This is a genomic window from Actinomadura gamaensis (assembly GCF_042652125.1).
Lineage (GTDB): Bacteria > Actinomycetota > Actinomycetes > Streptosporangiales > Streptosporangiaceae > Spirillospora > Spirillospora gamaensis.
In genome coordinates, this window is sequence record NZ_JBHSIT010000006.1 from 335,086 (window position 1) to 361,240 (window position 26,155).

A 26,155-nucleotide genomic window follows, 5' to 3' on the forward strand; every position below is an offset into this window, starting at 1 on the left:
TGAGATCCGTGACGAACCAGGCGGCAGTCCCCCCGAAACCGGTGGTCCTCGAGGCGGTGCTCGAACGGATCACCTATGCCAACGACGACACCGGCTACACGGTCGCGCGCGTCGCCACCGAGAAGTCCGGCGGCGACCTGCTCACCGTCGTCGGCGCGCTGCTCGGCGCGCAGGTGGGCGAGAGCATCCGGATGACCGGCCGGTGGCGCTCGCACCCCCGCTACGGCCGGCAGTTCGAGGCCGACTCCTACACGACCGTCCTCCCGGCGACCGTCCAGGGCATCCGCCGCTACCTCGGCTCCGGCATGATCAAGGGTATCGGCCCGGTGATGGCCGACCGCATGGTCTCCCACTTCGGCACCGACATCCTGCGCGTCATCGAGGAGGAGCCGGAGCGGCTGGTCGAGGTGCACGGCCTCGGCAAGCGCCGCACCGCGCGCATCGCCGCCGCCTGGGAGGAGCAGAAGGCCATCAAGGAGGTGATGGTCTTCCTGCAGGGCGTCGGCGTCTCCACGTCCCTGGCCGTCCGCATCTACAAGCAGTACGGCGACGCGTCCATCGACACCGTCCGCCGCGAGCCGTACCGGCTCGCCGCCGACGTGTGGGGCATCGGCTTCCGCACCGCCGACACCATCGCGCAGGCCGTCGGCATCGCCCGCGACAGCCCCGAGCGCATCAAGGCCGGGCTCCAGTACACCCTCTCCGAGGCCGCCGACCAGGGCCACTGCTACCTGCCCGAGCCCAACCTCGTCACCGCCGCCGAGAAGATCCTCGAGGTCCCGCGCGACCTGATCGGCCTCGCCCTGGACGAGCTCGCCGCCGACGAGGGCGTCATCCGCGAGCGCGTCAACGACGTCCCCGCCGTCTACCTCGTGCCCTTCCACCGCGCCGAACGGTCCCTCGCCCGCGGACTGCGCACGCTGCTGAACGTTCCGAAAGACCGCCTGTCGGCCTTCGCCGACGTCGACTGGACCAAGGCCCTGGCCTGGCTGCGCGCGCGCACCGGCACCGAACTCGCCCCGGAGCAGGAGCAGGCCGTCCGGCTCGCCCTCACCGAGAAGGTCGCCGTGCTCACCGGCGGCCCCGGCTGCGGCAAGAGCTTCACCGTCCGCTCCGTCGTCGAGCTCGCCGCCGCCAAGAAGGCGAAGATCACCCTCGTCGCGCCGACCGGCCGCGCCGCCAAGCGCCTCGCCGAGCTCACCGGCCACGAGGCCGCCACCGTGCACCGGCTGCTCCAGCTCCAGCCCGGCGGCGACGCCAAGTTCGACCAGGACAACCCCCTCGACACCGACCTGGTCGTCGTCGACGAGTGCTCGATGGTCGATCTCATCCTGGCGAACAAGCTGGTCAAGGCCGTCCCGCCCGGCGCGCACCTGCTCCTGGTCGGCGACGTCGACCAGCTCCCGTCCGTCGGCGCGGGCGAGGTCCTCGCCGACCTGCTCGCCGCCGACGAGACCGTCCCCCGCGTCCGGCTCACCAAGATCTTCCGGCAGGCCCAGCAGTCCGGCATCGTCGTCAACGCCCACCGCGTCAACGCCGGCGAGCACCCGCACACCCGCGGCTACCCCGACTTCTTCCTGTTCCCCTGCGACGACTCCGAGCAGACCGCCGCCCTCACCGTGGACGTCGTCGTCAACCGCATCCCCGCCAAGTTCGACCTCGACGCCCGGCGCGACGTCCAGGTCCTCACCCCCATGCACCGAGGCCCCGCCGGAGCGGGCGCCCTCAACACCCTCCTCCAGGACGCCCTGACCCCCCACCGGGAGAACCTCCCCGAACGCCGCTACGGCGGCCGCGTCTTCCGCCCCGGCGACAAGGTCACCCAGCTCCGCAACAACTACGACAAGGGCGAGGCCGGCGTCTTCAACGGCACCGTCGGCGTCGTCACCGCCGTCTCCCCGGAAGAGCACACCCTGACCGTCCGCACCGACGAGGACGAGGACATCGACTACTCCTTCGACGAGCTGGACGAACTGGCCCACGCCTACGCCATCACCATCCACCGCAGCCAGGGCAGCGAGTACCCCGCCGTGGTCATCCCCCTCACCACCAGCTCATGGATGATGCTGCAGCGCAACCTCCTCTACACCGCCATCACCCGCGCGAAGAAACTCGTCGTCCTCACCGGCTCCCGCCGAGCCCTGGCCGCCGCCGTCCGCACCACCTCCGCCGGCCGCCGCCACACCGCCCTGGCCCACCGCCTGACGACCCCGCCATGACCGCACCCCCAGCACACGTCACGCGTCGACGGCGTCCGCAAGAGCTGGGCGCGCGGCAGTCGCCGGCGCTGATGAGTGGAAACGCTCGGAGCGTGGGAGAGGGATCAGGCGGTAGCAAGTTCGACGGTGCGGCCGTCGGGGTCCGTGAGGAGGTGCCGGCCAGGGGGAAGGGGTGGCCGCAGTGATCGGCCGTCGAGGGTGAAGCCCAGGCGGAGAGCGCCGGTCTCGCCACGGCGGGACGCGGGGTAGATCTCGAAGACCATGCCGTCGTCGAGGACGGCGGCGTAGTGCTTCGGTCCGTCGCCGTGCCGCTCGGTGGCGAAGCGCAGGCCCAGTGACTCGTAGAAGGCCCGGCATTCTTCCATCAGCGGGCTGTAGATCACGATGAGCTGAACGCGCATCGCGGGGGCGGGTGGCGTGGTCACGCGCTTCCTTTCGTGGAAGGACGCCGTCCGGGAGGGGCGAGATGTCGGTGGGAGGGGTGTCGGGGAAGGGGGTAGAAGGGGCCGGTGGCTAGGACGGCGGGGCCGTTCTCGTTGCCCACGGCGACGGTGGCGGCGGTGCCGGGGATGCGGGTCATCCAGCTTAGGTAGGGATCAAGGGCGCCGCCCTTCGGAGTGGCCTTGCTCCTGCGGCCCTTGCTGTAGCGCCAGATCTGCGTGGGGAGTAGATCGTGGGGGCCAGAGGCCGCTGTGGCCGTTGTCGGCGAGACCGGCCAGGGCGTGGGGGCGCGGGGACAGCTTCGCCCATTTTCTGCTGTTCCAGTGCAGGGTGACCGGCGTGGTCGGCTTGTCGACCGAGCCGTTGGTCTCCAGGATCTGGCGGGGGGCTTGGAGGGGTAGGAGGCTGACTGGAAAGGGGCGGTAGTAGGGCTGGAGGGTGCTGTGAGCGCGGATGCGGGGGAGTGGAACAGCGGGGTCTGGAAGGTCGCGGATCTCGTTACTCCGATGGCGGTCCGGGTGGCGGCGACGTTGCGGTTGGCCGATCACATCGCGGCGGGGCGGCGGACGGTCGAGGCTTTGACGGAGGTGGTGGACGCCGACGCGGACGCCCTGAGACGGGTCATGGAGCATCTCGTGACGGCAGGGGTGTTCACGCGGGCGGAGGACGGCGTTTACGGGCTGACCGAGATCGGGGAGCAGCTTCTGGACGGCGATCCGCGGGGAATGCGCGCCTGGCTGGATCTGGAGGGGGCGATCGGGCATGCCGAGCTGTGCCTCGTCGAGCTGCTGTACACGGTCCGTACCGGTCGGCCCGCGTTCCCGCGGTTCTTCGGGCGGCCGTTCTGGGAGGACCTGTCGGCCGACGAGCGGCGCGGCGCGTCGTTCGACGCCCTGATGCGGTCGCGGTTGCTGGCCGAGGCGCCCGTGGTGGCGGAGGCGTATCCGTGGGGGACGCTCGGTCACGTGGTCGATGTGGGCGGCGGGGACGGGACGATGCTCCTCGCGATCCTGCGCGCCCACGACGGACTGCGCGGGACGGTCGTCGATCTGGCCGGGCCGGCGGCCCGGGCCGAGCAGGCCATCGCCGCGGCGGGGATGAGTGATCGCGCCGAGGCTCGGGTGGGCAGCTTCTTCGACGAGCTTCCCGCCGGGGCGGGCGGATACGTCCTCTCGGGCGTCCTGCATGACTGGGACGACCCGGACGCGCTGCGCATCCTGCGCCGGTGCGCGGAGGCCGCCGGCGAAACGGGGAGGGTCCTGGTCGTGGACCACCTCGACGACGATCTCGCCGGCGCGTCCGATACCGAGGGTGACCTGCGGATGCTCTGCTACGTCCGGGGGCGGGAGCGGGGCGTCGAGGAGCTGGGCGCGCTGGCGGCAAGGGCCGGGCTCTCGCTGGGCGCGGTCGTTCCGGCGGCGACGCGGGCGGTGGTCGAGATGCTGCCGGCCGGGTGACGTGACATTTTGGGAGGATGCGACGGATTACGGTGCTCGGCGGTTGCGGGGCGTTCCCCGAACCGGGACGGGCGTGCAGCGGGTTCGCGGTCGACTGGGACGGTTTCCGCGTCGTCCTGGATCTCGGGTACGGCACGTTCCCGCGCCTGCTCGCGCACTGGCCGGACGGCGCCGTGGACGCGGTCGTCATCACGCACGAGCATCCGGATCACTGCGTCGACCTGCATGGACTGTTCCGGATGCGGCTCTACGGCGGCGCGTCCGGCAGGGTGCCGCTGTACTGCCCGCCGGGCGTGCTCGAACGGCTCGCGGGGCTCGAACCCGACGTGGATCTGGAAGCGGTCTTCGACGTCCACCCGCTGCCGGGCCGGTACGAGGTCGGGCCGTTGACGCTCACCGGATCGGCGCTGCCGCACTACGTTCCCAACGCCGGCGTCCGGCTGGAGGACGACGCCACCGCGCTCGCCTACACGGGGGACACCGCCCCCGATGCGGCGCTGGCCGAGCTGGGCCGCGACGCGGACCTGTTCATCGTCGAGGCCACCGACCGGGACGGCGAGACCCGGCGGACGCCCCGCAACCTGATGACCTCGGAAGAGGCGGGATACTGGGCGCGGAAGGCGGGCGCGCGCAGGCTCATGCTCACCCATTTCTGGCCCGGCAACGACCGCGCGGCGGCGGTGGCGACCGCCCGGAAGGAGTTCGCCGGTGACGTGCTGACCGCCGAGGAGGGGCTCACCGTCACGCTCGGAGCGTCCCCGTCCTGAGCGGAGTACGGGGGCGTCCGGCGTCCTGAGCGGAGTGCGGGGGCCGTCCGGCGGGCGGTGCGGAGTACGGGGGCCGTCCGGCGGGCGGAGCGGAGGGCGGGGGCGTCCGGCGTCCTGAGCGGAGTGCGGGGGCGTCCGGCGGGCGGAGATCGTGCCCTCGGGGTCAGCCGGGGGAGCGGCGGCGCGCTCTGAACGCGGCCACGTTCGTCCGGTTGGCGCAGGTCTCCGAGCAGTAGCGGCGGCGGCCCGCGCGGGACGTGTCGGCGTAGACGCGGTCGCAGTCGGGCGCGGCGCAGACTCCGGTGCGTCCGACGCCGTACGTGCAGACGAGTTCGGACAGGTGCATCAGCGTGGTCGCGCGGAAGCGGAGCGGGAGCTTCGCGGACGGCGGCGCGTGGTGCATGTGCAGGCCGAGCCCGTCGTGGTCGGCCAGGTGCGGATGCGTCGGCGTCCGTTCGAGCAGGCCGTTCAGCACGGCGACGGCCTCGTGCAGGCCGGGCGCCTCGAAGAACGGGCGCAGCTCGCGGCCCCACGCGCGGAACTCGTCCGCCGTCGCGGGGTCGAAGTCCTGCCAGACGAAGCCGTGGACGCGCAGGATCTCGCGCAGCGCGTTCGGGCTGCCGTCCCCGCCCGCGACGGTGACGGCGTTCACCAGGGCGACCGCGGCCGCGACGCCGTGGCTGCGATATCCGGTGATCTTCATGGGACGGCGGAACCTGCCTGTCGCGGTGTCGGCTGTGGGCTGGCACCGAGATTATCCCGTCGCCCTCCCCGTCCCGCCCGTCCCGACAGGCTCGCGACCCGAAGCCGCCCGGGCCGTCCGCGGGGGAGCGGGGACGGCCCGGGCGGCGGGCCGGGTCAGGGGCGGCCGAGGAGGCGGCCGGCGGTGGTCCAGTTGGTGGCCATCGCCTTCTGGGCGGCGCGGAGGGTGACCTTGCCCGCGCAGACCGCCTTGTACAGCTTGAACTCGATGGAGTCCTTGGGGTTGGGTGACGCGCCGGGCTCCGGCCAGAGGTTCTTCGGGTCGCGCGGCGCGCCGCCGAGGCTGAGCGGGATGAGGTGGTCCTCCTCGTAGGCGCTCGGGCTGGTGTTGCGGTAGCCGTACTCCTTGATCTGCTTCTTCTTCAGCGCGTTGGTGTACGACACCGGCGGGCGGATCTTCTTGGAGTAGCCCGGCACGCAGATGGTCCTGTGGATGTTCGCCTGCGTCACGGCCGGGTTGGTCGCGCCCGGCTGGCACTTCGGGTCCGGCCGGGTGGTGGCCGGGTTCAGGCTGGACGCGTGGCACTTGGCCGCGGCGGCCACGGAACCCGCGGACGGAGCACCGGCGGACGCAGGCCCGGCGGGGGCGGCCTGGGCTGCCCCGGCCCAGGACCCCGCCAGCAGGGCGGCCGCGCCGAACGCGGCCGCGGAGACTCGGACGGCGTGGAGGGACACGTCGACTCCCAAACTCGTCGGAACCGCCGACGCTTGCGCGGCGGCTGAAACGGTCGAGAGCCTGCCGCCCCAAGGTCACCGCCCGGTGTCCGGACTGTTAAGAGAGTCCCTTCTGTCCCTGTCGTCCGAAGAGCCCCGCTGGTCAGAGCCCGCGGAAAAAGTAGCGATCAGTGGCGCCATCGGGTGGATTCGGTGATCTCCTCCGGCAACGCGCCCGCGAACAGCTCGATCTCGCCACGCCGGACGGTCGCGACCGTGTCGACGATCTCCGGGCCGAGCGCCTCGGCGAGCGCCTCGTCCCGCTCGAACGCGGCGACCGCGTCCGCCAGCGTCTCCGGAAGCCGTCGGAGGCCGGCGTCGGCGCGTTCGGCGTCCGTCAGCGCCGCCGGGTCGGCGGCCATCGGCTCGGGCAGCGACGCCTTCTCGGCGAGTCCCGCCCGCCCCGCGGCGAGCAGCGCGGCGAGCGCCAGGTAGGGGTTCGCGGCCTCGTCGAAGCACTTGATCTCGATGTTCGCGGCCCGCCCGCGTTCGCCGAGCGCGCCGGTGACCAGGCGGATCGCGGCCTCCCGGTTCTCCAGACCCCAGCACTGGTACACGCCCGCCCAGTGCGACGGGATCAGCCGCAGGTAGCTCGCCACGGTGGGCGCGCCGACCGCGAGCAGGGCGGGCAGCCGCGCGAGGATCCCGGCGGCGAACGCCTCGCCCTCCGCCGTCAGCCCGAACGGTCCGTGCCCGCCGGTCATCGCGTTGACCGGGCCTTCCGCCGGGTCCTCCCGCCACAGGCTGAGGTGGACGTGGCCGCCGTTGCCGACCGAGTCCGCGAGCACCTTGGGGGAGAACGACGCGACCATGTCGTGGTCGAAGGACACCGCCCGGATCGTCTCCCGGACGAGCACGGACGTGTCGGCCGCGCCCACCGGGTCCTCGGCCGCGACAGAGAGCTCGTACTGGCCCGGCGCGTACTCGGGATGGAGCTGGTCGACGGAGATCCCGGTCTTGGCGAGCGCGTCGAGCAGGTCGCGCAGGTACCGGGACAGTTCGGTCAGGCGCGTCATGCCGTACGCGGGGCCGTTGCAGGCCGGGGTGAAGTCGTCGCCCTCGCCGTCCGACAGGACCCACTCGATCTCGAACGCCGCGCGCGCCGACCAGCCGAGGTCCGCGAGCCGCTCGACCTCCCGCGCCAGCACGGCGCGGGTGTCGATCGGGTGGACGGTCCCCTCCTGCGTGTAGCGGGTCACGGGCGCCCAGGCCCAGCCGGGCAGCGCCGCCATCGGGACGATCCGGTCGAGATCCGGGTGCAGCCTCAGGTCTCCGACCGGTCCGCCCGCGTACCGCCCGGACACGATCGAGTCGTCCAGCAGGAAGGCGTCGAAGACCGGCGACATCCCGACGCCCCACGCCGCCGCGTGCTCCAGCCGGGCCACCGGGACGGTCTTGGTGCGCGCGATGCCGCTGGTGTCCACCCAGGTCAGCGCGATGCCGCTGAGATCGGCGAGGTCGGAGGTCAGGTCCGCCGCGCGGGCCGCGAGGCGTTGCCGCTCCTCCCCGTCCAGCGGCTGGAACGCCCGCCGCGCCGCTCCGCCGCCGTCCCGCTCCACGTCGCGTTCCATGCCGTGCTCCCGTCGCTCGTCCACATTCGGCCTCGTCCCGCGCCGCGCCGCGCGGTCCGCCGTTCGGTGCCGCCATCGTGCGCGGCGCGGGCACCCAGCGCACGCACCGCGCACGTGTTGCGCGGGCACTCGACGCTCGCATCGCACGTGCTGCGCGGGCGCAACGTGCTCGCGCGGCGGTCTGGCATGCCGGACGCCCGTAGGCCGCACGGCCGCAACTACGCATCGTAGGGTCGTCCTGACCGCATGACGAGGAGGCACGGTGCGTGACGACCTTCCACCGCTCATCGATCACCACTGCCACGGGGTGGTCCGCCGCGATCTCGACCGCGCGGAGTTCGAGTCCCTGCTGACCGAGGCGGACGGTCCGGGCCCGCTCGGCGGCACGCTCTTCGACACGCGCGCCGGGCTGGCCGTCCGGCGTTGGTGCGCGCCCGTCCTCGACCTTCCGCCGCACGCCTCGCCGGACGACTACCTGGCTCGCCGCGCCGGCCTCGGGTACGCCGAGGTCAACCGGCGCTTCCTGGCGTCCGCCGGGTTGGACGCGCTCTGCGTCGACACCGGCTTCAACCCCGACGGGCTCCTCGACCCCGGCGAACTGGGCCGGCTGGCGGACGCGACTTCGCACGAGATCGTCCGGTTGGAGACGCTCGCCGAAGGCGTCGCTGCGCGTGCGGCGAGCGCCGACGCCTTCCCCGACGCGTTCCGCGAAGCCCTCGCGGAACGCACGCGGAACGCCGTCGGCGTGAAGTCGATCGCCGCGTACCGCGCCGGGCTCGACCTGGCGGGGGAGCGCCCCGACGACCGCGAGGTGATCCGGGCCGCGGGCCGCCTTCTCCGCGAGTCGGACGGCGCGCCCAGGCGGAATCCGCGCGTGGACGATCCGGTGCTGCACCGCTTCCTCGTCTGGTGCGCGTCCGATCTGCGGCTGCCCGTCCAGTTCCACGTCGGGTACGGGGACGCCGACGCCGACCTCCGGCGCGGCGACCCGCTGCTGCTCACGTCACTGCTGAGCGAACTGGCGCGCGCGAACACGCCGGTCCTCCTCCTGCACAACTACCCGTTCCATCGCAGCGCCGGGTACCTCGCGCAGGTCTTCCCGAACGTGTTCGCGGACGTCGGGCTGGCCCTGCACGGCGTCGGCGACCGGGCGTCCGTCCTGCTGGACGAGCTGCTCGAACTGGCACCTTTCGGCAAGGTGCTCTACTCGTCCGACGCCTACGGCCTGGCCGAGTTCTACCACCTCGCCGCCTTGCTGTTCCGGCGCGCGCTCGGCCGGATCATGGAGGAGGGCGTGTCCGAAGGGTCGTGGACGCGCGACGACGCGTCCCGGCTGGCGGGGCTGGTCGCGGCGGGCAACGCGCGCCGCGTCTACGGCCTCGACCGCCCGGAGTGACCTCACCCGAACCGGACGGACCGCTTCAGCCCAACTGGGCGGACCGCTTCAGCCGAACTGGACGGACCGCTTCGCCATGCCCAGCCAGAAGCCGTCGATCGGCTGGCTGGTGTCGTCCCCGTCGTCCTCGGACGCCGCTCCGAGCGTGACGAACAGCGGCGCGAAGTGCTCGGTGCGCGGGTGGGCGAAGCCGGGCGCGGGGGCCTTGTGCTGGAAGTCGAGCAGGGCGTCCACGTCGTGCGCGGCGAGGGCGCGGCGGCCCCAGTCGTCGAACTCGGCCGTCGCGGTCGCGACCCCGCCGGACGGGTCGATCGCGCGCAGGTTGTGCGTGAAGAAGCCGCTGCCGACGATCAGCACGCCCTCGTCCCGCAGCGGCGCGAGCCGGCGGCCCAGCTCGTACAGCTCGGCGGGGTCGAGCGTCGGCATCGACATCTGGAGGACGGGGACGTCCGCGTCCGGATACATCTCCTTCAGCGGGACGTACGCGCCGTGGTCGAGGCCGCGTTCGGGCGCCTTGTGGACGGACGGCCCGAGCAGCCCGCGCACCTTCGCGGCCAGCTCCGGCGCGCCGGGCGCGGGATAGGTGACCTGGTAGTACTTCTCGGGGAACCCCCAGAAGTCGTAGACCAGCGGCACGGGCGCGGTCGCGCCGACCGTGACCGGGGCGTCCTCCCAGTGCGCCGACACCATCAGGACGGCCTCGGGACGCGGCAGGCCGGCGGCCCACGCCGCCAGCTCGCCGGGCCAGACCGGGTCGTCGGCGAGCGGTGGCGCGCCGTGGCTGAGGTAGATCGCGGGCATCCTGACCATGGACCCAGTGTAGTTCAAATTTTAACTATGGGGATACTCGGCCCATGAGCGACGCGGTCGTGGGCGACGGGCCGAAACACACCGGGCTGAAGCACACCGGGCTGGAAGGCGACAAGCTGGAAGGCGACAGGCTGGAAGGCGACGGGCCGGAGGGCGGCAAGCTGGAGGGCGACGGGCTGGAGGAGTTCGAGCGGCAGCGGGGACGGCTGTTCGGGCTCGCCTACCGGCTGCTCGGCTCGGCGGCGGAGGCGGAGGACGCCGTCCAGGACGCCTACCTGCGCTGGGACCGTGCCGACCGGGCGCAGGTCGAGTCGCCGCAGGCGTGGCTCACCAAGGTCGTCACGAACCTCTGCCTGAACCGGCTGGCGCTCGCCCGCACGACCCGCGAGCGCTATCTCGGTCCCTGGCTGCCCGAGCCGGTGCTCACCGACCGCGGCGCGCTCGGCCCGCTGGAGACCGTGGAGCAGCGCGAGTCGGTGTCGATGGGCGTGCTCGTCCTGCTGGAGACGCTGTCGCCACCGCAGCGCGCGGTGTTCGTGCTGCGCGAGGCGTTCGGCCTGCCGTACCGGGAGATCGCCGACATCCTGGACGTGGACGAGGCGTCCGCGCGGCAGTTGCACCGCCGCGCCCGCGCGCACGTCGGCGACCGCCGCAAGCGGTTCGAGGCCGACAAGGCGCGGCGCGGGCGCATCGTGGAGCGCTTCCTCGCCGCCGCCGCGACCGGCGACCTGGACGGCCTCGTCCGCCTGCTCGCCGAGGACGCCACCGCCTGGGCGGACGGCGGCGGACGCCGCGCCGCGCGCCGCCCCGTGGTGGGCCGCGAGCGGTTCGCCCGCTACCTGCTCGGCCTCATGGACCGGATGCGGGACGGCTCCCGCTGGACGGACGCCCTGGAGCACCTCGACCCCGCCGAGATCGGCCTCGACCTGGCCGAGGTCAACGGCGAGCCCGGCGTGATCGTCCACGCGCGGGGCGCCGTGCTGCTCGTCGCCGTCGTGGAGGTGGACGAGGACGTGGTCACCGGCCTCCAGATCGTCCTCAACCCCGCCAAGCTCCGCTTCGCCGCAGCGCAACGCCTGTGAGGCAGGACACGTCGGCGAGTGTCACGAACGATCCCCGTCACCGGTCCAGAAGGCGAGGTGACGAAAGGGGAGATCATGACTCATCGGATCGTGGTGCTCGGCGGCGGCTACGCGGGCGTCATCGCGGCGCGCCGGCTCGCCGACCGCCTCGCCGACCGCCTCGCCGACCGCCTCCCGGACCGGGCGAAGGCCGCCGTGACCTTGGTGAACGCGTCTGACCGGTTCGTCGAGCGCGTCCGCCTGCACCAGCTCGCGGCGGGCCAGAACCTCCGCGACATCCCGCTGCGCGACGTCCTGAAGGGAGTGCGGCTCGTCGTCGCCCGAGCGACCGCAATCGATCTGGAGACCCGCGCCGTCCGCACTGACGACGGTCAGGAGATCCCGTACGACACGCTCGTCTACACCCTCGGCAGCCGAGGCGGGACGGCGGGCGTGCCCGGCGTCGCCGAGCACGCGTTCAGGATCGCGGACCACGACGGTGCCCGGGCTCTCCGCCGCCGCCTCGCCGACCTGCGCCAAGGCGCGGTCGCGGTCGTCGGTGGCGGCCTGACCGGCATCGAGACCGTCACCGAGCTGGCCGAATCCCGTCCCGACCTGGACGTCGAGCTGATCACCGAGGGGGCCGCGGGCGACTGGCTCGCGCCGCGCGCCCGCGCGCACCTGCGCCGCGTGTTCGACCGGCTCGGCGTCCGCGTGCGGGAGAACGGCGAGGTCGCGAAGGTCGCGGACGGCGAAGTGCTCCTCGGCGACGGGCAGGCCGTCCGGTATGACGCGATCGCGTGGGCCGCCGGGTTCGAGATGTCCCCGCTGGCCGCCGAGGCCGGTCTCGCGGTGGACGCGGACGGACGCGTCCTCGTGGACGCCACGCTCCGCTCCGTCTCGCACCCCGACGTGTACGCCGCCGGGGACGCGGCGGCGCTGGAGGACGGCGCGACGCGCCTGTCCTGCCAGGCCGCGATCCCGATGGGGTTCCAGGCCGCCGAGAACGTCGCGGCCCGCCTGGACGGCCGCGCGCCGCGCCGCTTCAGGCTCCGTTACGTCGGGCAGTGCGTCAGCCTGGGCCGCCGCGACGCGCTGTTCCAGCTCACCCGCACCGACGACACGCCGATCCGCGCCGTCCTCGCGGGACGTGCGGTCGTGCCCCTGAAGGAGACGGTGGTGCGCAGCACGGTCATGGCGCTGTCCCGTCCCGCACTGACGAAGGCGATCGGCACGAACGCGTCCCGCCGGTGAGCGGAGCCGTCAGCGGGCCGACAGCCAGGCGGCGATGTCGGCGACGAGGTCCGGATCCACATGCTGCGGACGCAGGTAATCCGCCGGGCCGGACGGTCCGGAACCGGGGAAGAACATGTGGTCGTCCGCCTCGTAGACCCGGAAGGTCACGTCCGGGCTTCCTGCGAGACCCGCGCGCCAGCGGGAGAGATCGTCCGCGACGGTCACCTGGTAGTCGCGTCCGCCCTGGGCGATGAACAGCGGCAGCCCGAGCGGCCCGGCCGCCGCCACCGGGTCGTATCCGAGCAGGTCGAGCCAGTAGGACGCGGGCAGGCCGAACGGCAGGTCGGCGGACGGGGTGTCCGCCGTCAGCGCATCCATCGCCGCCACCTGCCGCTCGATCTGCGCCGCGAAGTCCGCGTACGCGGGATCGAGCGACGCCAGATGCCGCGAGACGCGGACCGCCGCCCGGTGCATGGGCTCGGCGTCGGCGGCGAGCAGCACCAGGCCGTCCACGGGGACCGCCCGCGCGACGCGCGGCGCGACCTTGCCGCCCATGCTGTGCCCGACCACGAACACCCGTTCCGCCACGTCACGAAGCCGCCGGACGGCCTCGACGGCGAACGGAACGTACTCGTCGGTCATCGTCGCCGCCTGCCCGGAAGGCTTGTCGAACCGCACCGACGCGACCCCGCCGAGGCCGCCCCCGGGAAGGCTTCCGGCGAGACCCCATGCGAGGTCTTTCAGCGGTTTGTTCGGCCCGGCCGTCCCGTCGCGGTCGAACGGTCCGCCGCCGCTCAGCAGCACGACCCCGACTCCGGACGCCGAGCGAGGCACGACCAGCGTCCCGCCGACCGATCCGACCGCGACGTCCCGCTCCTCGAAGGCGTCGGGATCGGCGTAGGAAGGGGGCGTCCACTCATCCGTTCTCATGTTTGCGAAAGGTAGCACGTATGAGAGCATTCGTCCCGTGCGCACTCTGGACCTCTTCGCCCATCCCGTCCGGCTGCGGATCGTGCACGCGCTGCGCGGCGGACGCGTCCTGCCCACCTCGCGCCTCGCCGAGCTGATCCCGGACGTCTCCAAGGCCACCGTCTACCGGCACGTGGACGCGCTCGCCGCCGGCGGCGTCCTGGAGGTCGCCGGCGAGCGGCGCGTGCGCGGCGCGGTCGAGCGCCGCTACCGGCTCAGCCGCGAGCGCGCCGGCGTCGATCCCGCCGAGGCCGCCGCGCTGTCGCCGGACGAGCACCGCGCCGCGTTCACCGCCGCGCTCGCCGCCCTGGCCGCCGAGTTCGACGCCTACCTCGACCGGGACGGCTCGGACCCGGCGTCCGATCCGGTCGGCTACCGGCAGCACGCGATCTGGCTCAGCCCGGACGAGCTGTCGGCGCTCCTCGCCGACCTGCGCGCCGCGATCGTCCCGCACCTGGCGAACCCGGCCGGACCCGGCCGCGACCGCTACCTGCTGAGTCCCGTCCTGTTCCCGAGCGAGCCTGGCCGCCCGGACGGCGCGCCCCCAGAATGATCGCGTGCAGCCCGACGACCTGACCGACGCCGAGAGGCTCCTCTGGGACGCCTTCCCGACCGGGGCCTGGACGGACCTCACCACGGCCCCCGACCGGACCGTCCGCGCCGAGGTCCTCCGCGGCCTGCTCCTCGGCGGCCGGGACCCCGAACCGGGCGGGCTCGCCGCGATCCGGCTGCGCGGCGCGACGGTCACCGGCGCGCTCGACCTCATGGGCGCGTCCCTCACCGTGGCGCTGGTCTGCGAGAACTGCGTCTTCGACGGGACGCTGCGCCTCGCCGAGGCCACCACCCGGACCGTCCGGCTCGTCGGCAGCCGCCTGCACCAGCTCAAGGCTCCCCGGGCCCGGATCGACGGCGTCCTGGACCTGCGCCGCACCGAGATCGAGCGCGGCGTCCGGGTGGACCGGGCCGAGATCTCCGGCGGTCTCCGCCTGCACGGCGCGACCGTGGGACGCTCGGAGTACGACGCCGCGCTCGACGGCGAGGGCGTCTCGGTGCGCGGCGACCTCGGCTGCCGCGACTTCGTGGCGGACGGTCCCGTGGTGCTGCGCGGCGCGCGGATCACCGGACTGTTCGACCTGTGCCGCGCGCGCCTGCGCAACCCCGGCGCGATCGCGCTCGACATCGACAACGCGACCGTCGGCGAGGGCCTCGACGGCAGCGCCCTGGAGACCAGCGGCGAGATCCGCCTCCGCAGCGCCGCGATCAGCGGACCGCTGCTGCTGCCCCGCGCGCGGCTCGCCAACCCCGGCGGCTTCGCGATGAGCGCCGCCCGCGCGCACGTCACCGGCGCGTTCTGGTGCGAGAAGGGCATGACCGTCGAGGGCGAGATCCGCCTGATCGGCGCCCGCTTCGATGCGGGGCTCCACTTCGCCGACGCCACCCTCGACGGAGCCGGACGATCCGCCCTCAACCTCGACCGCGCGTCCTTCGGGCACATCGACGCGCCGCGCCTGACGCTGCGCGGCGGCGGGATCCGGTTGCGCGGCACGAGCGTCGCGGGGGAGTTCAGCCTGATCGAGGCGTCCCTCGGGCCGGGCCGCGACGGCATGTGCCTGGACATGGAGAACGGCGAGATCGGCGGCACGATGCGGCTGAGCAGACTGAAGGCGGAGGGTGAGATCCGGATCAGCAACAGCCGCATGGGCAGCAGCGTGCTGGCCAGCAAGATGCGGCTGACCGGCTCTCCGACCGGCGTCGCGCTCCGCTTCACCCGCAACGAGGTCGCGTCCAGCACCCGCCTGCTGAAGGTGCGGTCCGACCGGCAGATCCGCCTGGTCGACACCCGGTTCCGCCTCGGCGTGAACATGAAGGGCATCGAGCCGCACTGTCCCGGGGGCACGGCGCTCGACCTGTCCCGCGTCCAGGCGGCCGAGCTGGAGCTGCTGCCCGGCGACGCCGCCGAGGGACGCGTGGTCCTCGACGGCGCGCGCCTGACCGTCCTGCGCGACCTGCCGGAGCGGTGGCCCGAGGAGCTGAGCATGGACGGCCTCGTCTACGAGTCGCTGCAACCGCCGCTGACCGCGCGCGAACGCCTCGGCTGGGTGGAACGCGCGCCGCTGGACCAGCGGCCGCAGGCGTGCGACCAGCTCGCCAGGATGTACGCCCGCCTCGGACAGCAGTCCCAGGCGCAGCGCATCCTCTACGAGCGGGAACGCGGCCAGCGGCGCTCCAAGCCGGCGATCGCGAGCGCGTGGGGCCTCGTCCAGGACATCACGGTCGGTTACGGCTACCGGCCGTGGCTCGCCGCCGCGTGGGTCGCGTTCTTCCTGGCCATCGGCACGACCGTGTTCTCCCTCGACCATCCTGCGCCGCTCAAGAAGGACGAGGCCCCGCACTTCAACGCGTTCGTCTACACGCTCGACCTCATGCTGCCGCTGGTGACCCTCGGCCAGAAGTACGCCTTCAACCCGAAGGGCGCGGCGCAGTGGTTCTCCTACCTGCTGGTCGCGGTCGGCTGGATCCTGGTGTCCACGGTCGCCGCGGGCGTGACCAGGACGCTCACCCGCCGCTAGCCGGGGTGAGGACGCGCGACAGCCAGGCGACGCCCGGCGGCTGGCGGTACTCGACCGCCATGTGACCGCCGTCGAACAGCTCGAACCGGACGGCGTCGTCCGGCACGCCCGCCTCGGCGACGGCCCGCCGGAACGCCGTCGCGCCCAGGTCGAGGAACCATTCGTCGCGGACGCCCGCGTCGATCCAGATGCCGCGCATCGAGCGCAGGGCGTCGGCGTGCGCGGGCGCCATCCGGACCGGGTCCCAGTCGAGCCAGCGCTGCCACTCGTCCGGACGGAGCGCGCCGGTCACCGGGTCGAACGGCAGCACGGGCGTGCCGTCCCCGGCGGGGGAGAAACAGGCCGAAACACCGAGGATCTCCAGGAGGCGCAGGTCCTCGTCCTTGGTGAACGCGACGCGGGACCGGAAGTCGTCCCACCACGCGAAGATGTCGGCGTCGTAGGCCCGCAGGTCGCGGACGGCCTTGTAGAAGTGCGGCGTGTACTGCGCCTCCGAGAGGGAGTCGCCCGAGTGCGTCGCGAACGCGCCGAACAGGTCGGGCCGCATCATCGAGGTGATGGACGCGCCGAGCCCGCCGCTCGACTTGCCCGCGATGCCGCGGTGGTCGCGCGAGGCGAGCGTCCGGTAGTGGGCGTCCACCCACGGGACGACCTCGTCGCACAGGTAGGAGTGGTAGCGGCCAGTGCCGCGCGAGTCCACGTACTGGCTGCCGCCGTACGCGGTGAACGCGTCCACGAACACCATGATCGCGGGCGGCGCCTCGCCCCGCGCGAACAGCCGGTCGGTCGCGACCGGGACGGGCTCGCGGTAGGCGGAGGTCGCCCGGCTCCACGCCTGCACCTGCCCGGTGTACCCGAGCAGCATGTAGACGGTCGGGAACCGCTGGTCGGGGTCGGTGTCGTAGCCGGGCGGCGTGTAGACCCACAGCGGGCGCTCGTGGGGGTCGCCCAGCGGGTTGCCGCGCAGCAGCTCGCTGTCGAAGACGTGCTCGTGAACCTGTCCGGCCAGGTCGTCGGGCCATAGCGGCATGGCGGTCCTCCTCGTCGTCGGGGGTGGTGCCGGGAGACGGTACTACGAAATCGTAATATCCGAAATGGTAATATCTCCGCCATGGCACAGGACTCCATCGACCGGCACATCGCGTTCTGGTCCCGCGAGCTGCCCGGCCTCGACCCGGACGTCGAGGGCGCGGTCACCCGCATGCAGGCCCTCGTCCGGCGGCTGCGCCGCGAGCGCGAGGAGGCCCTCGCCGAGCACGGCCTGCACGACTGGCAGTACGACGTGATCTGGTGGCTGCGCTCGGCCGGCGCCCCGTACCAGGCGGGTCCGACCTGGCTCGCCCAGGTCCTGGACGTCCGCCCGGCGACCCTCACCAACCGGCTCGAACGCCTGGAACGCGACGGCTACGTCGAGCGCGTCCCCGACCCGGACGACCGCCGCCGCCTGCTCGTCCGGCTCACCGCGAAGGCTCGCGAAGCGTGGGAGGCGGTCTACGAGGACCGCTCGTCCGGCGAGCACACCCTGCTCGCCGCCCTCTCGCCGGACCAGCGCCGCCAGCTCGCAGAACTCCTCCGCATCGTCACGCTCGCCGCCGAGGCGGACGGCCCCGACCTGCTGCCGCTCGCCGAATGAAAGGGGCCGTCCCCGCGTCCGCTACCGTGCGGCCATGGTGAACTTCGTACTGGTCGCCGGCGCATGGCTCGGAGCGTGGGTGTGGGACGACCTGGTCCCCGCGCTCCGCCAGGGCGGCCACGGCGTCCATCCGCTGACACCGTCCGGTCTCGCCGACAAGCGGGACGCGCCCGTCGGGCCGCAGACCCACGTCCGGGACATCGTGGACGAGATCGAACGCCTCGACCTGCGCGACGTCGTCCTCGTCGGGCACAGCTACTCGGGCATTCCGGTCGGCCAGGCCGCCGGGCGGATCGGTGACCGCCTGGCGCACGTCGTGTTCGTCGACGCGAACGTCCCGGCCGAGGGCGAGTCGTTCGTCTCCACCTGGTGGGAGGGAGCGGAGAAGCTCGAAGCCGTGCTGGCCGAAAACGGCGACTTCTGGGCACTGCCGGCACCGGCCGACTTCGCAGGCCAGGGGCTGAGCAACGAGCGGATCGCCGAGTTCCTGGCCGAGGGGACGCCGCATCCGGGCGCGTCCCTGGCCGATCGGGCCGTGCTCGTCCGGCCGCTCGCCGAACTGCCCGCGACGTACGTCAAGTGCCTGCTCGACGGCGACGAGCCGAACCAGGACGTCGCGAAACTGCTGAGCAGTGAGCACTGGCGGCTCGTCCGGATGGACACGGGCCACTGGCCGATGCTCTCCGAGCCGGACGAACTCGCGCGGATCCTCCTCGACGTGGCCGCGCGCTGACGACCGCGGCGCGGTCATCCCCCGCCGGAACCGGTCAGGTCGAGACGGTACTCGTGGACGCGGTGGTGCAGCCGGAAACCCAGGTGGCGGTTGACCTCCAGGGAGGCCGCGTCGTGCTCGTGGTTCTCGGTGGCGACCTCCCTGACCTGCGGATACCGGTCGTACAGCAGGCGCAGCATCGCCGCCTTGACCCAGAGGTCGAGGCACAGCCGGTGATGGCCGTCCTCCGGCCGGCGGTCGTGCTGCGTCGCGCGCGGCCCGCCGCCCGCCGGGACGACCACTTCGGTGCACGCGACGACCTTGCGGCCGTGCTCGGCGGCCACGGTCAGCAGCACGTCGCCGGGCAGGGCGCCCGCCGCGGCGTCCTCGCCGCCCGGCGGCGCGATCCGCGCCGTCTCGGCCAGCCGGTAGCCCGGATGCTCGGCCGTGACCATCTCGTCCAGCCAGCCCGGATGCACCTCGCGTAGCGACAGCAGCAGATGGTGCAGCGTGCGCAGCCGGACGAGCCCGCGCCGCAGGCACAGGGCGTCGCCCGTCCCGCCGGCGGGCACCGCCGCGATCAGCCCGCGCAGGCCGCGTTCCGCCGCCTCGACCGTCAGCGTCTTCACGAGCCGGTCGCCGACGCCGCGGCGACGGTGATCCGGATGGACGTGCACCTGCGCGCGTCCGGTGGCGGTCGTGGTGGGCAGGCGCAGCATCGCCAGCCCGACGACGCGGCCCGCGCGGGAGGCCGTCCAGACGAGCGTCGACCCGGTGGTCAGGTGGGCGTGGAACCGGCCGGGGCTCACGGCCGCGGCGCCCGGCGTGTCCTGGATCGTGGACGCGGCGACCACCGCGTGCCACGCCCGCAGCCGCGCCCCGTCCGGGTCCTCGTACTCCGGCCGGACGCGGACGACGCGCACCCGCGCCGCCCGGGCCAGGACGTCCTCGACGGTCCTACTCATGACCGCCGCGCGTTACTGATCAACACCGCTCCGTCCTCTCCTCAACGCCGTCCGGCGCTCCTGAACACCGGAGGCGCCGGGTAACAGGCTGGCCCGGCGGACGCGGCCGAACAATGGCGAAATCGGCAAGGCAGCGTTGCCCGAAGGGTCATCGATGCGCGTTTGGTCAACGCAGCGATGACGGCTAGGTTCACGGTCCGGGGGGTTCATGGAGCTTCGGGACATCGAGATCTTCTTGGCGCTGGCCGAGGAGCTGCACTTCGGCCGGACGGCCGAGCGCCTGCGCGTGACGCCGTCCCGGGTCAGCCACGCGATCAAGAAGGCCGAGCGCCGCATCGGCGGGCCGCTGTTCGAGCGCACCTCGCGGACCGTCCGGCTCACCCCGCTGGGCGAGCGGCTCCGCGACGACCTGCTGCCCGCCCACCTGCGCATCCAGCAGGCCGTGGACCGGGCCGTCGCCGAGGCGCGCGGCATCACCGGCACCCTGCGCGCCGGTTACACCACCCCCTGGTGCGCCGACCTCGCCTACCGGGCCGCCGCGATCTTCCGCGACCGGTACGCCGACTGCGCCGTGCGCGTCCAGGAGGTCCGCTTCGACGACCCGTTCGGGCCGCTGCGCCGCGGTGACCTGGACCTCCAGCTCTGCGAGCTGCCCGTCCAGATGCCCGGCCTCGGCGACGGCCCGGTCCTGTTCCGCGAGCCGAGGGCGCTGATGGTCGCGTCGGACCACCCCCTCGCCCGGCGCGACCGGGTCTCCCTGGAGGACCTCGCCGACGTTCCGCTGATCAGGCCGAGCTCGGACGTCCCGCGGCTCCTGCTCGACCTGCACGTCCCCACCCACACGCCGCTGGGACGGCCCGTCCCGCCCGGGCCGTCGTACACGTTCTGGTCGGAGGTCCCCGCGCTGGTCGCCGCCGGCCTCGGCGTCTCGATCGTCGCGGTGCGCGCCGCCCGCTACCACGACCGGCCCGGCATCGCCTTCGTCCCGTTCCGGGACGGCCCGACCCTCGACTACGGCGTCCTGTGGCCCGCCGCCGGGCAGAGCCCGCCCGCCCTCGCGTTCGTCGACCTGCTCACCGACCTCGCCGCCCGGAACGAGTGACCATGGAACTGCGCGACATCGAGATCTTCCTGGCGCTCGCCGAGGAACTGCATTTCGGCCGGACGGCCGAGCGGCTGCGCATCAGCGCGTCGCGGGTCAGCCACGTCATCAAGAAGCAGGAGCGGCGCGTCGGCGCGCCGCTGTTCGAACGCACCTCGCGGACGGTCCGCCTGACGCCGGCCGGCGAGCGGCTCTACCAGACGCTCGCGCCCGCCTACCGGCAGATCATCGACGGCATCGAGGAGGTGGCGGCGTCCGTCCGCGACGTCCAGGGGACGCTCACACTCGGCAGCATGGGACCGCAGGGGTGGATGGTCCGCGACATCGTGGCGCGGTTCGCCGAGCGGCATCCCGCCGCGCGGCTCGTCCACCGCGACCTGAACCCGGTCGATCCGCTCACCCCGCTGCGGACGGGCGAGCTCGACGTCGCCCACCTGTGGCTGCCGGTCCGCGAGCCCGACATCGCGATCGGACCGGTCACCCACACCTCGCCGATCGTCGTCGCGATGGCCGCCGCGCACCCCTTCGCCCAGCGCGAGTCGCTCTGCCTGGAGGACTACGGCGACCTGACGTTCGTCGCGCACCAGTCGACGCTGCCCGCGTCCATGGAGGAGAGCTTCCAGCCCTACCGCACCCCGTCCGGACGGCTGATCGCGAGAGGCCCCGTGGTGACCAGCTGGGACGACCAGCTGAAAGCGGTCAGTTCCGGACGGGCCGTGATCGCCTGCCCGGCCGAGGCCGCCAGGTTCTACCCGTGGCCCGACCTGGTCTACGTGCCCGTCCGCGACGCCCTGCCCTGCCAGTGGGCCTTCGCCTGGCGCACGGGCAACGACGACCCGCTGATCCGCGCCTTCGCCGCCGCCGTCGCCGAGGCCTGACGCTCACGGCACGACCCGCGCCCAGATCCACTTCCCACCGGACGGATCAGGCGCACACCCGCAAGAAGCCGAAAGCGCCTCGACGATCGGAAGCCCCCACCCGCCGTTCACATCGAACGATTCTTCGGAAATGTCGAGTTCGTCCAGAGTAATCTCCCGAACCGGCCGCGCGGTGGGCATCGCAGGGCTGCGATCCCAAACACCGATCACGATTCCGTGGGCGTCCCGGCTGACCTGAAACCGGATCTCCGCCCGAGGCGTGGCCGCCGCCGCATTCGCCACCAATTCCGCGACGATAAGGGCGACATCATCGTTGAGGTGAAAGAGGTCCCATTTGCGAAGTCGCTCCGCCGCCAGCGTCCGCGCCAGCCCCGCCGCCGCAGGTGAGCCCAGCATCGACAAGATCAGGTCCCCCGTCACCGCCGTCCCCACTGTGCCCTCCACAGATCGAATGTCTGAATTCACGCCCCCAGCGTCCCCCCGCAGTTCTAAGGTCGTGGTGTTGACCTGGAATCTGGAAACAGGAGGACGGACATGCCGATCGTGCGCGACGAACTCGACCCCAAGATCTCGGTGTGGCATTTCCTTGCGCACACGCAGCGCTTCTGGCGCGAGAAAGAGGGCCTGTCGCTGACCCAGTGCGGACAGATCATGGGCCTGGCGCGCTCGACTGTTTCCAACATGGAGGCGGGCAGACGTCGGCCCCAGGACGACCAGATGAAGCTCCTGGACGAGCACTACGGCACCGGCGTGCTGTTCCGGGTGATGCTGTGGTTCGCCCGCATGGCCCACGACCCGGAGTGGAGCAAGCAGCTGGTCAAGTACGAGGAGCTGGCCGAACTGATCAAGATCTACCATGGCCAGCTCATTCCGCTCGCTCTCCAGACGGATGACTACACGTGGGCCTATGTGCGGGCGGGAACTCCCAAGAACCGCGACTATGAGGCGACGCTGGCGCGTCGGATCGCTAGAAAGCAGGCGTTCTTCAAGCGGGGGAACGACGTCGAGATCTGGGCGCTCCTCGATGAGTCCGTCCTTGCTCGGGCGGTTGGTGGTGCTGCGGTGATGAAGCCTCAGCTGGAGCATCTGCTCGAACTTGCCGACACCCCCAACGTGAGCATTCGGGTCGTGCCGTTCTCAGCGGGGGCCTACCCCGGATCCGACGGCCCGTTGCACATCATCAGTTTCGATGGGCGCGATGTCGCGTATGCCGGAGCGCAGAACGGGGGCCGCATGATCGAAACGCCTGGCGAGGTTCGCGAGCTGTCGGTTATGTTCGATCGCAGTGGTAGCAAGGCGGCGTCCGAGGATGGCTCGCGCGAGATCATCTGGCAACACTTGGAGCGATACTCATGACAGTTCAGTGGCGTAAGAGTTCCTACACCGGTGGCGCGAACGATGAGCACTGCGTTGAGCTGGGGAAACTCTCGCCGGGGATAGGGGTGCGGGACTCGAAGGCTCCCGAACGGGGACATTTCCGGTTGACCGAGGCGCAGCTTGGTGGGCTGGTTGAGCGCATCAAGCGCTGGAGCCCCGAGGCTTGAGTTATGCGCTGGCGGAAGAGCACCTACAGCGGGGGCGCAGACGACGAGCAGTGTGTTGAGCTGGCAAGTTTCGCGCGAGGAGGTGTCAGCCTCCGGGACTCGAAGGCTCCGAGCGCTGGCCTCCTGCACTTGACCGCGGCCGAGTTCGGCGCTCTCGTGGAGTGAATCAGGCAGGTGGCCACGCCGGAGGGTTGAGCGATGCGCTGGCGCAAGAGTACTTACAGCGGTGGCGTGAACGACGAGCAGTGCGTTGAGCTGGGGCGGCTTGGGGGTGGGGTCGGGGTTCGGGACTCCAAGGACGTGGCGGGTGGGCACATCCGGGTGAGCTTGGGGGAGTTCGCCGGGGTGCTGGATGTGCTCAAGCGGAGGGGACGCGGAAGCCTCGGAACGTGACCTGCTTGCGGACCTCGAAGCCCAGGCGTTCGTAGAGCGCGATCGGGCCGGTGTTCGCGGCGGCTACGTGCAGGAATGGGCGTTCGCCTCGGGCGACGACGCGTCCTGACAGGGCTTGGACGAGGCGGGCGGCGTGGCCTCGGCCGCGGACTTCGGGGGCCGTGCAGACGGCGCTGATCTCCGTCCAGCCCGGCGGATGCAGACGCTCGCCGGCCATGGCGACGAGGACGCCGTTCTCGCGTATCCCCAGGTAGGTGCCGAGTTCGTGGGTGCGCGGCCAGAACGGTCCGGGACGGGTGCGGGCAGTGAGGTCCAGCACCTCGGGGACGTCGGCGGGTGTCAGCTCCACGATGTCGTCGTCCTCGGCGAAGGTCTCGGTGGGGCCGATCATCTGGAGGCCGTCCAGGGTGAAGACCGGCTCCCAGTCCGCGGGCGGGACGGCTTCGGAGCTGAACAGGTCGGCGAACTCGCCGGGGCCGAGGAGGCGGGCCAGGTCGGCCCACTCGGCCGCGTCCGGGGCGGAGGACACCGTCGAGAACGTCGTGACCTGCGGAACGTAACCCGCCGCCCGGCCGATCCGGCGAGCCAGATGGGCGTGGGAGCCGCGGAGTGACTCGCCCATGGGATCGTCGAGGACGGCGTCGATCATCGTGCTTCACCTTCCGGGGAGTTCGGGTCCATCCATATTCGTGGCATTCGGCGACCGCTTCGGACCGGCCGGCGTGCGCGGCATACACGGCAGGCGCTGGACGTGTTCTGGAAGCGCGGTTACGGCTTGCAGGGCCTTTCCGGCCAGGCGCGCGACGGTGCCATGCGTGCCGAGCTCGAAACGGGCGCGATGGCCGTGGGGGACGCGCTTGCGTCCGCAGCCTTCGGCGCGTGACCCGTTGCTAGCCGGACTTGCGGCGCTGGTAGTGCCGTGCCACGCGGACTCGGTTGCCGCAGCGGGCGGCGGAGCACCAGCGGCGACGCGGATGCGCCGGCAGGAACAGCATCACGCAGTCGTCCGCCTCGCACTGCCGGATCCGGCTGACGGCCGGGTCCGCGAGCAGCTCGGCCGCCGCCTCGGCGAGCTGCGCGGCCAGCCTTGAATCGGACGGCCCGTTTCTGCGGCGCGCGGCGACAACGTTCGTTCCGTTCCAGGTCAGCTCGGTGATCGCTGGTGCCGCGCGCTGCGCTTGATGCAGCGCGTCCAGGTCTGCCGCATCCGGACGATCGCCATTCCGGACGCATTCCAGCGCCCGAGCCGTGTGGTTCCGGACGGCACGCACGGCCGCCAGCGCCTCAGCGCCGATCTCATCGGTTTCTGGGAGCCGCTCGCTTTGCAGGCGCTGCCATTCGCGCAGGTCATCGGGGGTGGCGAGCAGGTCGCCCGCGGCCGTGAGCGTGTTGACCAGGTCCAGAGCCAGGGGCTCGCCGGTCAGGGGCACGACGTCGCTCATGCATCTAATGCTACATCGACGGGTTGACCCGTTAGATCGAACGCGGCTATAACTAACGCATCATCGACGGCGAAAGGCATTAGTGATGACGTTTCCGCAGGTCGCACGGTCCGTCCACCGGTACCTGGACGTCGATGGCGTCCGCGTCTTCTACCGCGAGTCGCTGCCCGAGCGGGACGACGCGCCCGTCCTCCTCCTCCTGCACGGCTTCCCGTCCGGCTCGCACCAGTTCCGGCGGCTGATCGACGCCCTCGGCTCGCGCTACCGGCTCGTCGCCCCCGACTACCCGGGTTTCGGACATACCGAGACGCCCGACGGCTTCACCTACACCTTCGACCGCCTCGCCGATGTCACCGAAGGCTTCGTGGAGCGGCTCGGGCTCCGGCGGTTCGTCATGTACGTGTTCGACTTCGGGGCTCCGGTCGGGTTCCGGCTCGCCGAAAGGCACCCCGAGTGGATCGCCGGCCTGGTCGTCCAGAACGGCAACGCGTACGAGGCCGGGCTCTCGGACGGCGCGCGCGGCTTCATCGCCCTTCGCCCCGACCAGCCGGACGCCGAAAAGACCGTCCGGAACCTGCTCACCCTCGACGGCACCCGGGGCCAGTACGAGACCGGCGTCGCCGACTCGGAGTCCCTCGACCCGGACGCCTGGACGCTCGACCAGCACTTCCTCGACCTCCCCGGACGCAAGGAGGCCCAGGTCGCGCTGGCCTTCGACTACCACTCCAACGTCGAGCGCTACGGCGCCTGGCAGGCGTGGCTGCGCGAGCACACCCCGCCGACCCTCATCACCTGGGGCGCGAACGACCCGTTCTTCCCCGCGCCCGGCGCGCGCGCCTACCTCGCCGACGTCCCCGACGCCGACCTGCACCTCTTCGACACCGGCCACTTCGCGCTTGAGACGCACCTGCCGGAGATCGCCCCGCTCATCGCCGCCTTCCTGGACCGCGTCGGTCAGGACACGACCCGGTGATCCTTCCGCGGGACCGGGCTGCCGGGCTCCAGCGTCCTCAGCCAGGCTCGCGCGGCGCGCGCCGAGGTGAGGTGGACGACCGTCAGGTGCGGATGGCGGGCCAGCATCTCACGCGTCCGCCGGCGGCGAACCGCGTGCCGCGACCACGCCCAGCGGATGGGATGCTCGGGATCGGCCCAGTCCCGGAACCGCTCCCGGTTCCCGTTCCACAGCTCGCGCCTGGTCAGCGCCCGGACCAGTGACCTGCGGATCACCCGGAACATGACGGTCCGGCGGGGGAGGTCGAGCCAGACGTAGGTGTCCGCGCGTTCCGCCAGGAGTTCGCCCAGCACGCGGTGGTACTGGTCCTCGGTCACCCACCGGTCCGTCGCCGCGATCAGCTCGACCTCGGCCCTGAAGGACGGCCGCGGCTGCCAGTTCGGGCCGTGGTGCAGGGCGTCCAGCTCGTGGCGCGGCAGGCCGAGCCGCGCCGCCAGCCGCCGGGCCATCGTCGTCTTCCCCGCTCCCGAGATCCCGCTCACCAGCACCCGTTCCACTCCA

Annotated in this window: 30 protein-coding genes; 18 read left to right on the forward strand and 12 right to left on the reverse strand. The window is 72.4% G+C overall.

What is annotated here, in order from left to right; genetic code table 11:
* Window positions 1-8 precede the first annotated feature (8 nt).
* On the forward strand, window positions 9-2,219 hold the full coding sequence (gene recD2, locus ACFPCY_RS21930) for an SF1B family DNA helicase RecD2 (RefSeq protein WP_378257960.1): 2,211 nt from the start codon (window positions 9-11) through the stop codon (window positions 2,217-2,219).
* Window positions 2,220-2,323: 104 nt separating this feature from the next.
* Here the strand turns inward: recD2 and ACFPCY_RS21935 are convergent, their stop codons facing one another.
* Complete coding sequence (locus ACFPCY_RS21935; RefSeq protein WP_378258442.1) at window positions 2,324-2,620, reverse strand: VOC family protein; 297 nt, start codon at window positions 2,618-2,620, stop codon at window positions 2,324-2,326.
* 546 nt (window positions 2,621-3,166) lie between these two features.
* Between ACFPCY_RS21935 and ACFPCY_RS21940 the strand changes: the two genes are divergently transcribed.
* Complete coding sequence (locus ACFPCY_RS21940; RefSeq protein WP_378257962.1) at window positions 3,167-4,117, forward strand: methyltransferase; 951 nt, start codon at window positions 3,167-3,169, stop codon at window positions 4,115-4,117.
* 17 nt (window positions 4,118-4,134) lie between these two features.
* Entirely contained in the window at window positions 4,135-4,884 is a 750-nt protein-coding gene (locus ACFPCY_RS21945) for an MBL fold metallo-hydrolase (protein WP_378257964.1), read from the forward strand.
* Window positions 4,885-5,047: 163 nt separating this feature from the next.
* Here the strand turns inward: ACFPCY_RS21945 and ACFPCY_RS21950 are convergent, their stop codons facing one another.
* From ACFPCY_RS21950 to ACFPCY_RS21960, 3 genes are all read right to left on the reverse strand, one after another.
* Window positions 5,048-5,587, reverse strand: coding sequence for a CGNR zinc finger domain-containing protein (locus ACFPCY_RS21950; RefSeq protein ID WP_378257966.1), 540 nt, complete (start codon window positions 5,585-5,587; stop codon window positions 5,048-5,050).
* Window positions 5,588-5,742: 155 nt separating this feature from the next.
* On the reverse strand, window positions 5,743-6,321 hold the full coding sequence (locus ACFPCY_RS21955) for a hypothetical protein (RefSeq protein WP_378257968.1): 579 nt from the start codon (window positions 6,319-6,321) through the stop codon (window positions 5,743-5,745).
* A 167-nt stretch (window positions 6,322-6,488) separates the two neighbouring features.
* A complete protein-coding gene (locus ACFPCY_RS21960; RefSeq protein WP_378257970.1) occupies window positions 6,489-7,931 on the reverse strand; it encodes a type I glutamate--ammonia ligase in 1,443 nt (480 codons plus the stop codon).
* Between the two features lie 262 nt (window positions 7,932-8,193).
* Here ACFPCY_RS21960 and ACFPCY_RS21965 point away from each other — a divergent pair, with 262 nt between their 5' ends.
* Entirely contained in the window at window positions 8,194-9,327 is a 1,134-nt protein-coding gene (locus ACFPCY_RS21965; RefSeq protein ID WP_378257972.1) for an amidohydrolase family protein, read from the forward strand.
* Window positions 9,328-9,375: 48 nt separating this feature from the next.
* Here ACFPCY_RS21965 and ACFPCY_RS21970 read toward each other — a convergent pair whose 3' ends face one another.
* The gene (locus ACFPCY_RS21970; RefSeq protein ID WP_378257973.1) at window positions 9,376-10,137 is read right to left on the reverse strand and encodes a dioxygenase family protein; all 762 of its coding nucleotides are present in this window, start codon (window positions 10,135-10,137) and stop codon (window positions 9,376-9,378) included.
* A 44-nt stretch (window positions 10,138-10,181) separates the two neighbouring features.
* Here ACFPCY_RS21970 and sigJ point away from each other — a divergent pair, with 44 nt between their 5' ends.
* Both sigJ and ACFPCY_RS21980 read left to right on the forward strand, forming a co-directional pair.
* The gene (sigJ, locus tag ACFPCY_RS21975) at window positions 10,182-11,219 is read left to right on the forward strand and encodes an RNA polymerase sigma factor SigJ (protein ID WP_378257974.1); all 1,038 of its coding nucleotides are present in this window, start codon (window positions 10,182-10,184) and stop codon (window positions 11,217-11,219) included.
* 75 nt (window positions 11,220-11,294) lie between these two features.
* Window positions 11,295-12,452, forward strand: coding sequence for an NAD(P)/FAD-dependent oxidoreductase (locus ACFPCY_RS21980; RefSeq protein WP_378257976.1), 1,158 nt, complete (start codon window positions 11,295-11,297; stop codon window positions 12,450-12,452).
* A 9-nt stretch (window positions 12,453-12,461) separates the two neighbouring features.
* Here ACFPCY_RS21980 and ACFPCY_RS21985 read toward each other — a convergent pair whose 3' ends face one another.
* Window positions 12,462-13,364, reverse strand: coding sequence for an alpha/beta fold hydrolase (locus tag ACFPCY_RS21985; protein ID WP_378257978.1), 903 nt, complete (start codon window positions 13,362-13,364; stop codon window positions 12,462-12,464).
* A gap of 37 nt (window positions 13,365-13,401) precedes the next feature.
* Between ACFPCY_RS21985 and ACFPCY_RS21990 the strand changes: the two genes are divergently transcribed.
* Together ACFPCY_RS21990 and ACFPCY_RS21995 are read left to right on the forward strand one after the other, a co-directional pair.
* Window positions 13,402-13,956 carry a helix-turn-helix domain-containing protein gene (locus ACFPCY_RS21990; RefSeq protein ID WP_378257980.1) on the forward strand — a complete coding sequence of 185 codons (555 nt, stop codon included), beginning with the start codon at window positions 13,402-13,404 and terminating at the stop codon, window positions 13,954-13,956.
* A gap of 4 nt (window positions 13,957-13,960) precedes the next feature.
* Complete coding sequence (locus ACFPCY_RS21995; protein ID WP_378257982.1) at window positions 13,961-15,973, forward strand: hypothetical protein; 2,013 nt, start codon at window positions 13,961-13,963, stop codon at window positions 15,971-15,973.
* On the opposite strand, the gene ACFPCY_RS22000 is transcribed toward ACFPCY_RS21995, so the two are convergent.
* A complete protein-coding gene (locus tag ACFPCY_RS22000; RefSeq protein ID WP_378257984.1) occupies window positions 15,960-17,003 on the reverse strand; it encodes an alpha/beta hydrolase in 1,044 nt (347 codons plus the stop codon). The genes ACFPCY_RS21995 and ACFPCY_RS22000 overlap by 14 nt on opposite strands.
* Before the next feature lie 81 nt (window positions 17,004-17,084).
* Here ACFPCY_RS22000 and ACFPCY_RS22005 point away from each other — a divergent pair, with 81 nt between their 5' ends.
* Together ACFPCY_RS22005 and ACFPCY_RS22010 are read left to right on the forward strand one after the other, a co-directional pair.
* Window positions 17,085-17,606 (forward strand): MarR family winged helix-turn-helix transcriptional regulator, encoded by a 522-nt coding sequence (locus tag ACFPCY_RS22005; RefSeq protein ID WP_378257986.1) that lies wholly within the window; start codon window positions 17,085-17,087, stop codon window positions 17,604-17,606.
* A 34-nt stretch (window positions 17,607-17,640) separates the two neighbouring features.
* Entirely contained in the window at window positions 17,641-18,339 is a 699-nt protein-coding gene (locus ACFPCY_RS22010; protein ID WP_378257988.1) for an alpha/beta fold hydrolase, read from the forward strand.
* 14 nt (window positions 18,340-18,353) lie between these two features.
* Here the strand turns inward: ACFPCY_RS22010 and ACFPCY_RS22015 are convergent, their stop codons facing one another.
* Window positions 18,354-19,283 (reverse strand): GNAT family N-acetyltransferase, encoded by a 930-nt coding sequence (locus tag ACFPCY_RS22015; RefSeq protein WP_378257991.1) that lies wholly within the window; start codon window positions 19,281-19,283, stop codon window positions 18,354-18,356.
* Between the two features lie 208 nt (window positions 19,284-19,491).
* On the opposite strand from ACFPCY_RS22015, the gene ACFPCY_RS22020 reads away from it, so the two are divergent.
* On the forward strand, window positions 19,492-20,385 hold the full coding sequence (locus ACFPCY_RS22020; protein ID WP_378257993.1) for a LysR family transcriptional regulator: 894 nt from the start codon (window positions 19,492-19,494) through the stop codon (window positions 20,383-20,385).
* 2 nt (window positions 20,386-20,387) lie between these two features.
* Entirely contained in the window at window positions 20,388-21,263 is an 876-nt protein-coding gene (locus ACFPCY_RS22025) for a LysR family transcriptional regulator (protein ID WP_378257995.1), read from the forward strand.
* Window positions 21,264-21,266: 3 nt separating this feature from the next.
* Here ACFPCY_RS22025 and ACFPCY_RS22030 read toward each other — a convergent pair whose 3' ends face one another.
* Window positions 21,267-21,683, reverse strand: a complete 417-nt coding sequence (locus ACFPCY_RS22030; protein ID WP_378257997.1) for an ATP-binding protein — start codon at window positions 21,681-21,683, stop codon at window positions 21,267-21,269.
* A 114-nt stretch (window positions 21,684-21,797) separates the two neighbouring features.
* Here ACFPCY_RS22030 and ACFPCY_RS22035 point away from each other — a divergent pair, with 114 nt between their 5' ends.
* From ACFPCY_RS22035 to ACFPCY_RS22050, 4 genes are read left to right on the forward strand one after another with little or no spacing between them, the layout of a single operon-like run.
* Window positions 21,798-22,619: a helix-turn-helix domain-containing protein gene (locus ACFPCY_RS22035; protein WP_378257999.1), complete on the forward strand. Its 822-nt coding sequence runs from the start codon at window positions 21,798-21,800 to the stop codon at window positions 22,617-22,619.
* Window positions 22,616-22,807, forward strand: coding sequence for a DUF397 domain-containing protein (locus ACFPCY_RS22040; protein WP_378258000.1), 192 nt, complete (start codon window positions 22,616-22,618; stop codon window positions 22,805-22,807). The genes ACFPCY_RS22035 and ACFPCY_RS22040 overlap by 4 nt, the downstream gene beginning before the upstream one ends.
* 3 nt (window positions 22,808-22,810) lie before the next feature.
* A complete protein-coding gene (locus tag ACFPCY_RS22045; RefSeq protein WP_378258002.1) occupies window positions 22,811-22,972 on the forward strand; it encodes a DUF397 domain-containing protein in 162 nt (53 codons plus the stop codon).
* Window positions 22,973-23,005: 33 nt separating this feature from the next.
* A complete protein-coding gene (locus ACFPCY_RS22050) occupies window positions 23,006-23,200 on the forward strand; it encodes a DUF397 domain-containing protein (protein ID WP_378258003.1) in 195 nt (64 codons plus the stop codon).
* Here the strand turns inward: ACFPCY_RS22050 and ACFPCY_RS22055 are convergent.
* Window positions 23,166-23,849, reverse strand: a complete 684-nt coding sequence (locus tag ACFPCY_RS22055) for a GNAT family N-acetyltransferase (protein WP_378258005.1) — start codon at window positions 23,847-23,849, stop codon at window positions 23,166-23,168. The two genes, ACFPCY_RS22050 and ACFPCY_RS22055, sit on opposite strands and share 35 nt — an antisense overlap.
* A gap of 102 nt (window positions 23,850-23,951) precedes the next feature.
* On the opposite strand from ACFPCY_RS22055, the gene ACFPCY_RS22060 reads away from it, so the two are divergent.
* On the forward strand, window positions 23,952-24,083 hold the full coding sequence (locus tag ACFPCY_RS22060) for a hypothetical protein (RefSeq protein ID WP_378258007.1): 132 nt from the start codon (window positions 23,952-23,954) through the stop codon (window positions 24,081-24,083).
* Window positions 24,084-24,090: 7 nt separating this feature from the next.
* Here the strand turns inward: ACFPCY_RS22060 and ACFPCY_RS22065 are convergent, their stop codons facing one another.
* On the reverse strand, window positions 24,091-24,642 hold the full coding sequence (locus ACFPCY_RS22065) for a CGNR zinc finger domain-containing protein (RefSeq protein WP_378258009.1): 552 nt from the start codon (window positions 24,640-24,642) through the stop codon (window positions 24,091-24,093).
* An 85-nt stretch (window positions 24,643-24,727) separates the two neighbouring features.
* Between ACFPCY_RS22065 and ACFPCY_RS22070 the strand changes: the two genes are divergently transcribed.
* Window positions 24,728-25,615: an alpha/beta fold hydrolase gene (locus ACFPCY_RS22070; RefSeq protein WP_378258012.1), complete on the forward strand. Its 888-nt coding sequence runs from the start codon at window positions 24,728-24,730 to the stop codon at window positions 25,613-25,615.
* On the opposite strand, the gene ACFPCY_RS22075 is transcribed toward ACFPCY_RS22070, so the two are convergent.
* Entirely contained in the window at window positions 25,597-26,151 is a 555-nt protein-coding gene (locus tag ACFPCY_RS22075; protein WP_378258014.1) for a P-loop NTPase family protein, read from the reverse strand. The genes ACFPCY_RS22070 and ACFPCY_RS22075 overlap by 19 nt on opposite strands.
* Window positions 26,152-26,155: the final 4 nt, after the last annotated feature.

Bases quoted from the DNA above. Each gene is read 5' to 3' on its own strand.
- ACFPCY_RS21935 (WP_378258442.1), bottom strand. From the start codon at position 2,620: ATGCGCGTTCAGCTCATCGTGATCTACAGCCCGCTGATGGAAGAATGC.
- ACFPCY_RS21940 (WP_378257962.1), top strand. From the start codon at position 3,167: ATGGCGGTCCGGGTGGCGGCGACGTTGCGGTTGGCCGATCACATCGCG.
- ACFPCY_RS21945 (WP_378257964.1), top strand. From the start codon at position 4,135: ATGCGACGGATTACGGTGCTCGGCGGTTGCGGGGCGTTCCCCGAACCG.
- ACFPCY_RS21950 (WP_378257966.1), bottom strand. From the start codon at position 5,587: ATGAAGATCACCGGATATCGCAGCCACGGCGTCGCGGCCGCGGTCGCC.
- ACFPCY_RS21960 (WP_378257970.1), bottom strand. From the start codon at position 7,931: ATGGAACGCGACGTGGAGCGGGACGGCGGCGGAGCGGCGCGGCGGGCG.
- ACFPCY_RS21970 (WP_378257973.1), bottom strand. From the start codon at position 10,137: ATGGTCAGGATGCCCGCGATCTACCTCAGCCACGGCGCGCCACCGCTC.
- sigJ (WP_378257974.1), top strand. From the start codon at position 10,182: ATGAGCGACGCGGTCGTGGGCGACGGGCCGAAACACACCGGGCTGAAG.
- ACFPCY_RS21980 (WP_378257976.1), top strand. From the start codon at position 11,295: ATGACTCATCGGATCGTGGTGCTCGGCGGCGGCTACGCGGGCGTCATC.
- ACFPCY_RS21985 (WP_378257978.1), bottom strand. From the start codon at position 13,364: ATGAGAACGGATGAGTGGACGCCCCCTTCCTACGCCGATCCCGACGCC.
- ACFPCY_RS22000 (WP_378257984.1), bottom strand. From the start codon at position 17,003: ATGCCGCTATGGCCCGACGACCTGGCCGGACAGGTTCACGAGCACGTC.
- ACFPCY_RS22005 (WP_378257986.1), top strand. From the start codon at position 17,085: ATGGCACAGGACTCCATCGACCGGCACATCGCGTTCTGGTCCCGCGAG.
- ACFPCY_RS22010 (WP_378257988.1), top strand. From the start codon at position 17,641: ATGGTGAACTTCGTACTGGTCGCCGGCGCATGGCTCGGAGCGTGGGTG.
- ACFPCY_RS22015 (WP_378257991.1), bottom strand. From the start codon at position 19,283: ATGAGTAGGACCGTCGAGGACGTCCTGGCCCGGGCGGCGCGGGTGCGC.
- ACFPCY_RS22020 (WP_378257993.1), top strand. From the start codon at position 19,492: ATGGAGCTTCGGGACATCGAGATCTTCTTGGCGCTGGCCGAGGAGCTG.
- ACFPCY_RS22025 (WP_378257995.1), top strand. From the start codon at position 20,388: ATGGAACTGCGCGACATCGAGATCTTCCTGGCGCTCGCCGAGGAACTG.
- ACFPCY_RS22035 (WP_378257999.1), top strand. From the start codon at position 21,798: ATGCCGATCGTGCGCGACGAACTCGACCCCAAGATCTCGGTGTGGCAT.
- ACFPCY_RS22040 (WP_378258000.1), top strand. From the start codon at position 22,616: ATGACAGTTCAGTGGCGTAAGAGTTCCTACACCGGTGGCGCGAACGAT.
- ACFPCY_RS22045 (WP_378258002.1), top strand. From the start codon at position 22,811: ATGCGCTGGCGGAAGAGCACCTACAGCGGGGGCGCAGACGACGAGCAG.
- ACFPCY_RS22050 (WP_378258003.1), top strand. From the start codon at position 23,006: ATGCGCTGGCGCAAGAGTACTTACAGCGGTGGCGTGAACGACGAGCAG.
- ACFPCY_RS22055 (WP_378258005.1), bottom strand. From the start codon at position 23,849: ATGATCGACGCCGTCCTCGACGATCCCATGGGCGAGTCACTCCGCGGC.
- ACFPCY_RS22065 (WP_378258009.1), bottom strand. From the start codon at position 24,642: ATGAGCGACGTCGTGCCCCTGACCGGCGAGCCCCTGGCTCTGGACCTG.
- ACFPCY_RS22070 (WP_378258012.1), top strand. From the start codon at position 24,728: ATGACGTTTCCGCAGGTCGCACGGTCCGTCCACCGGTACCTGGACGTC.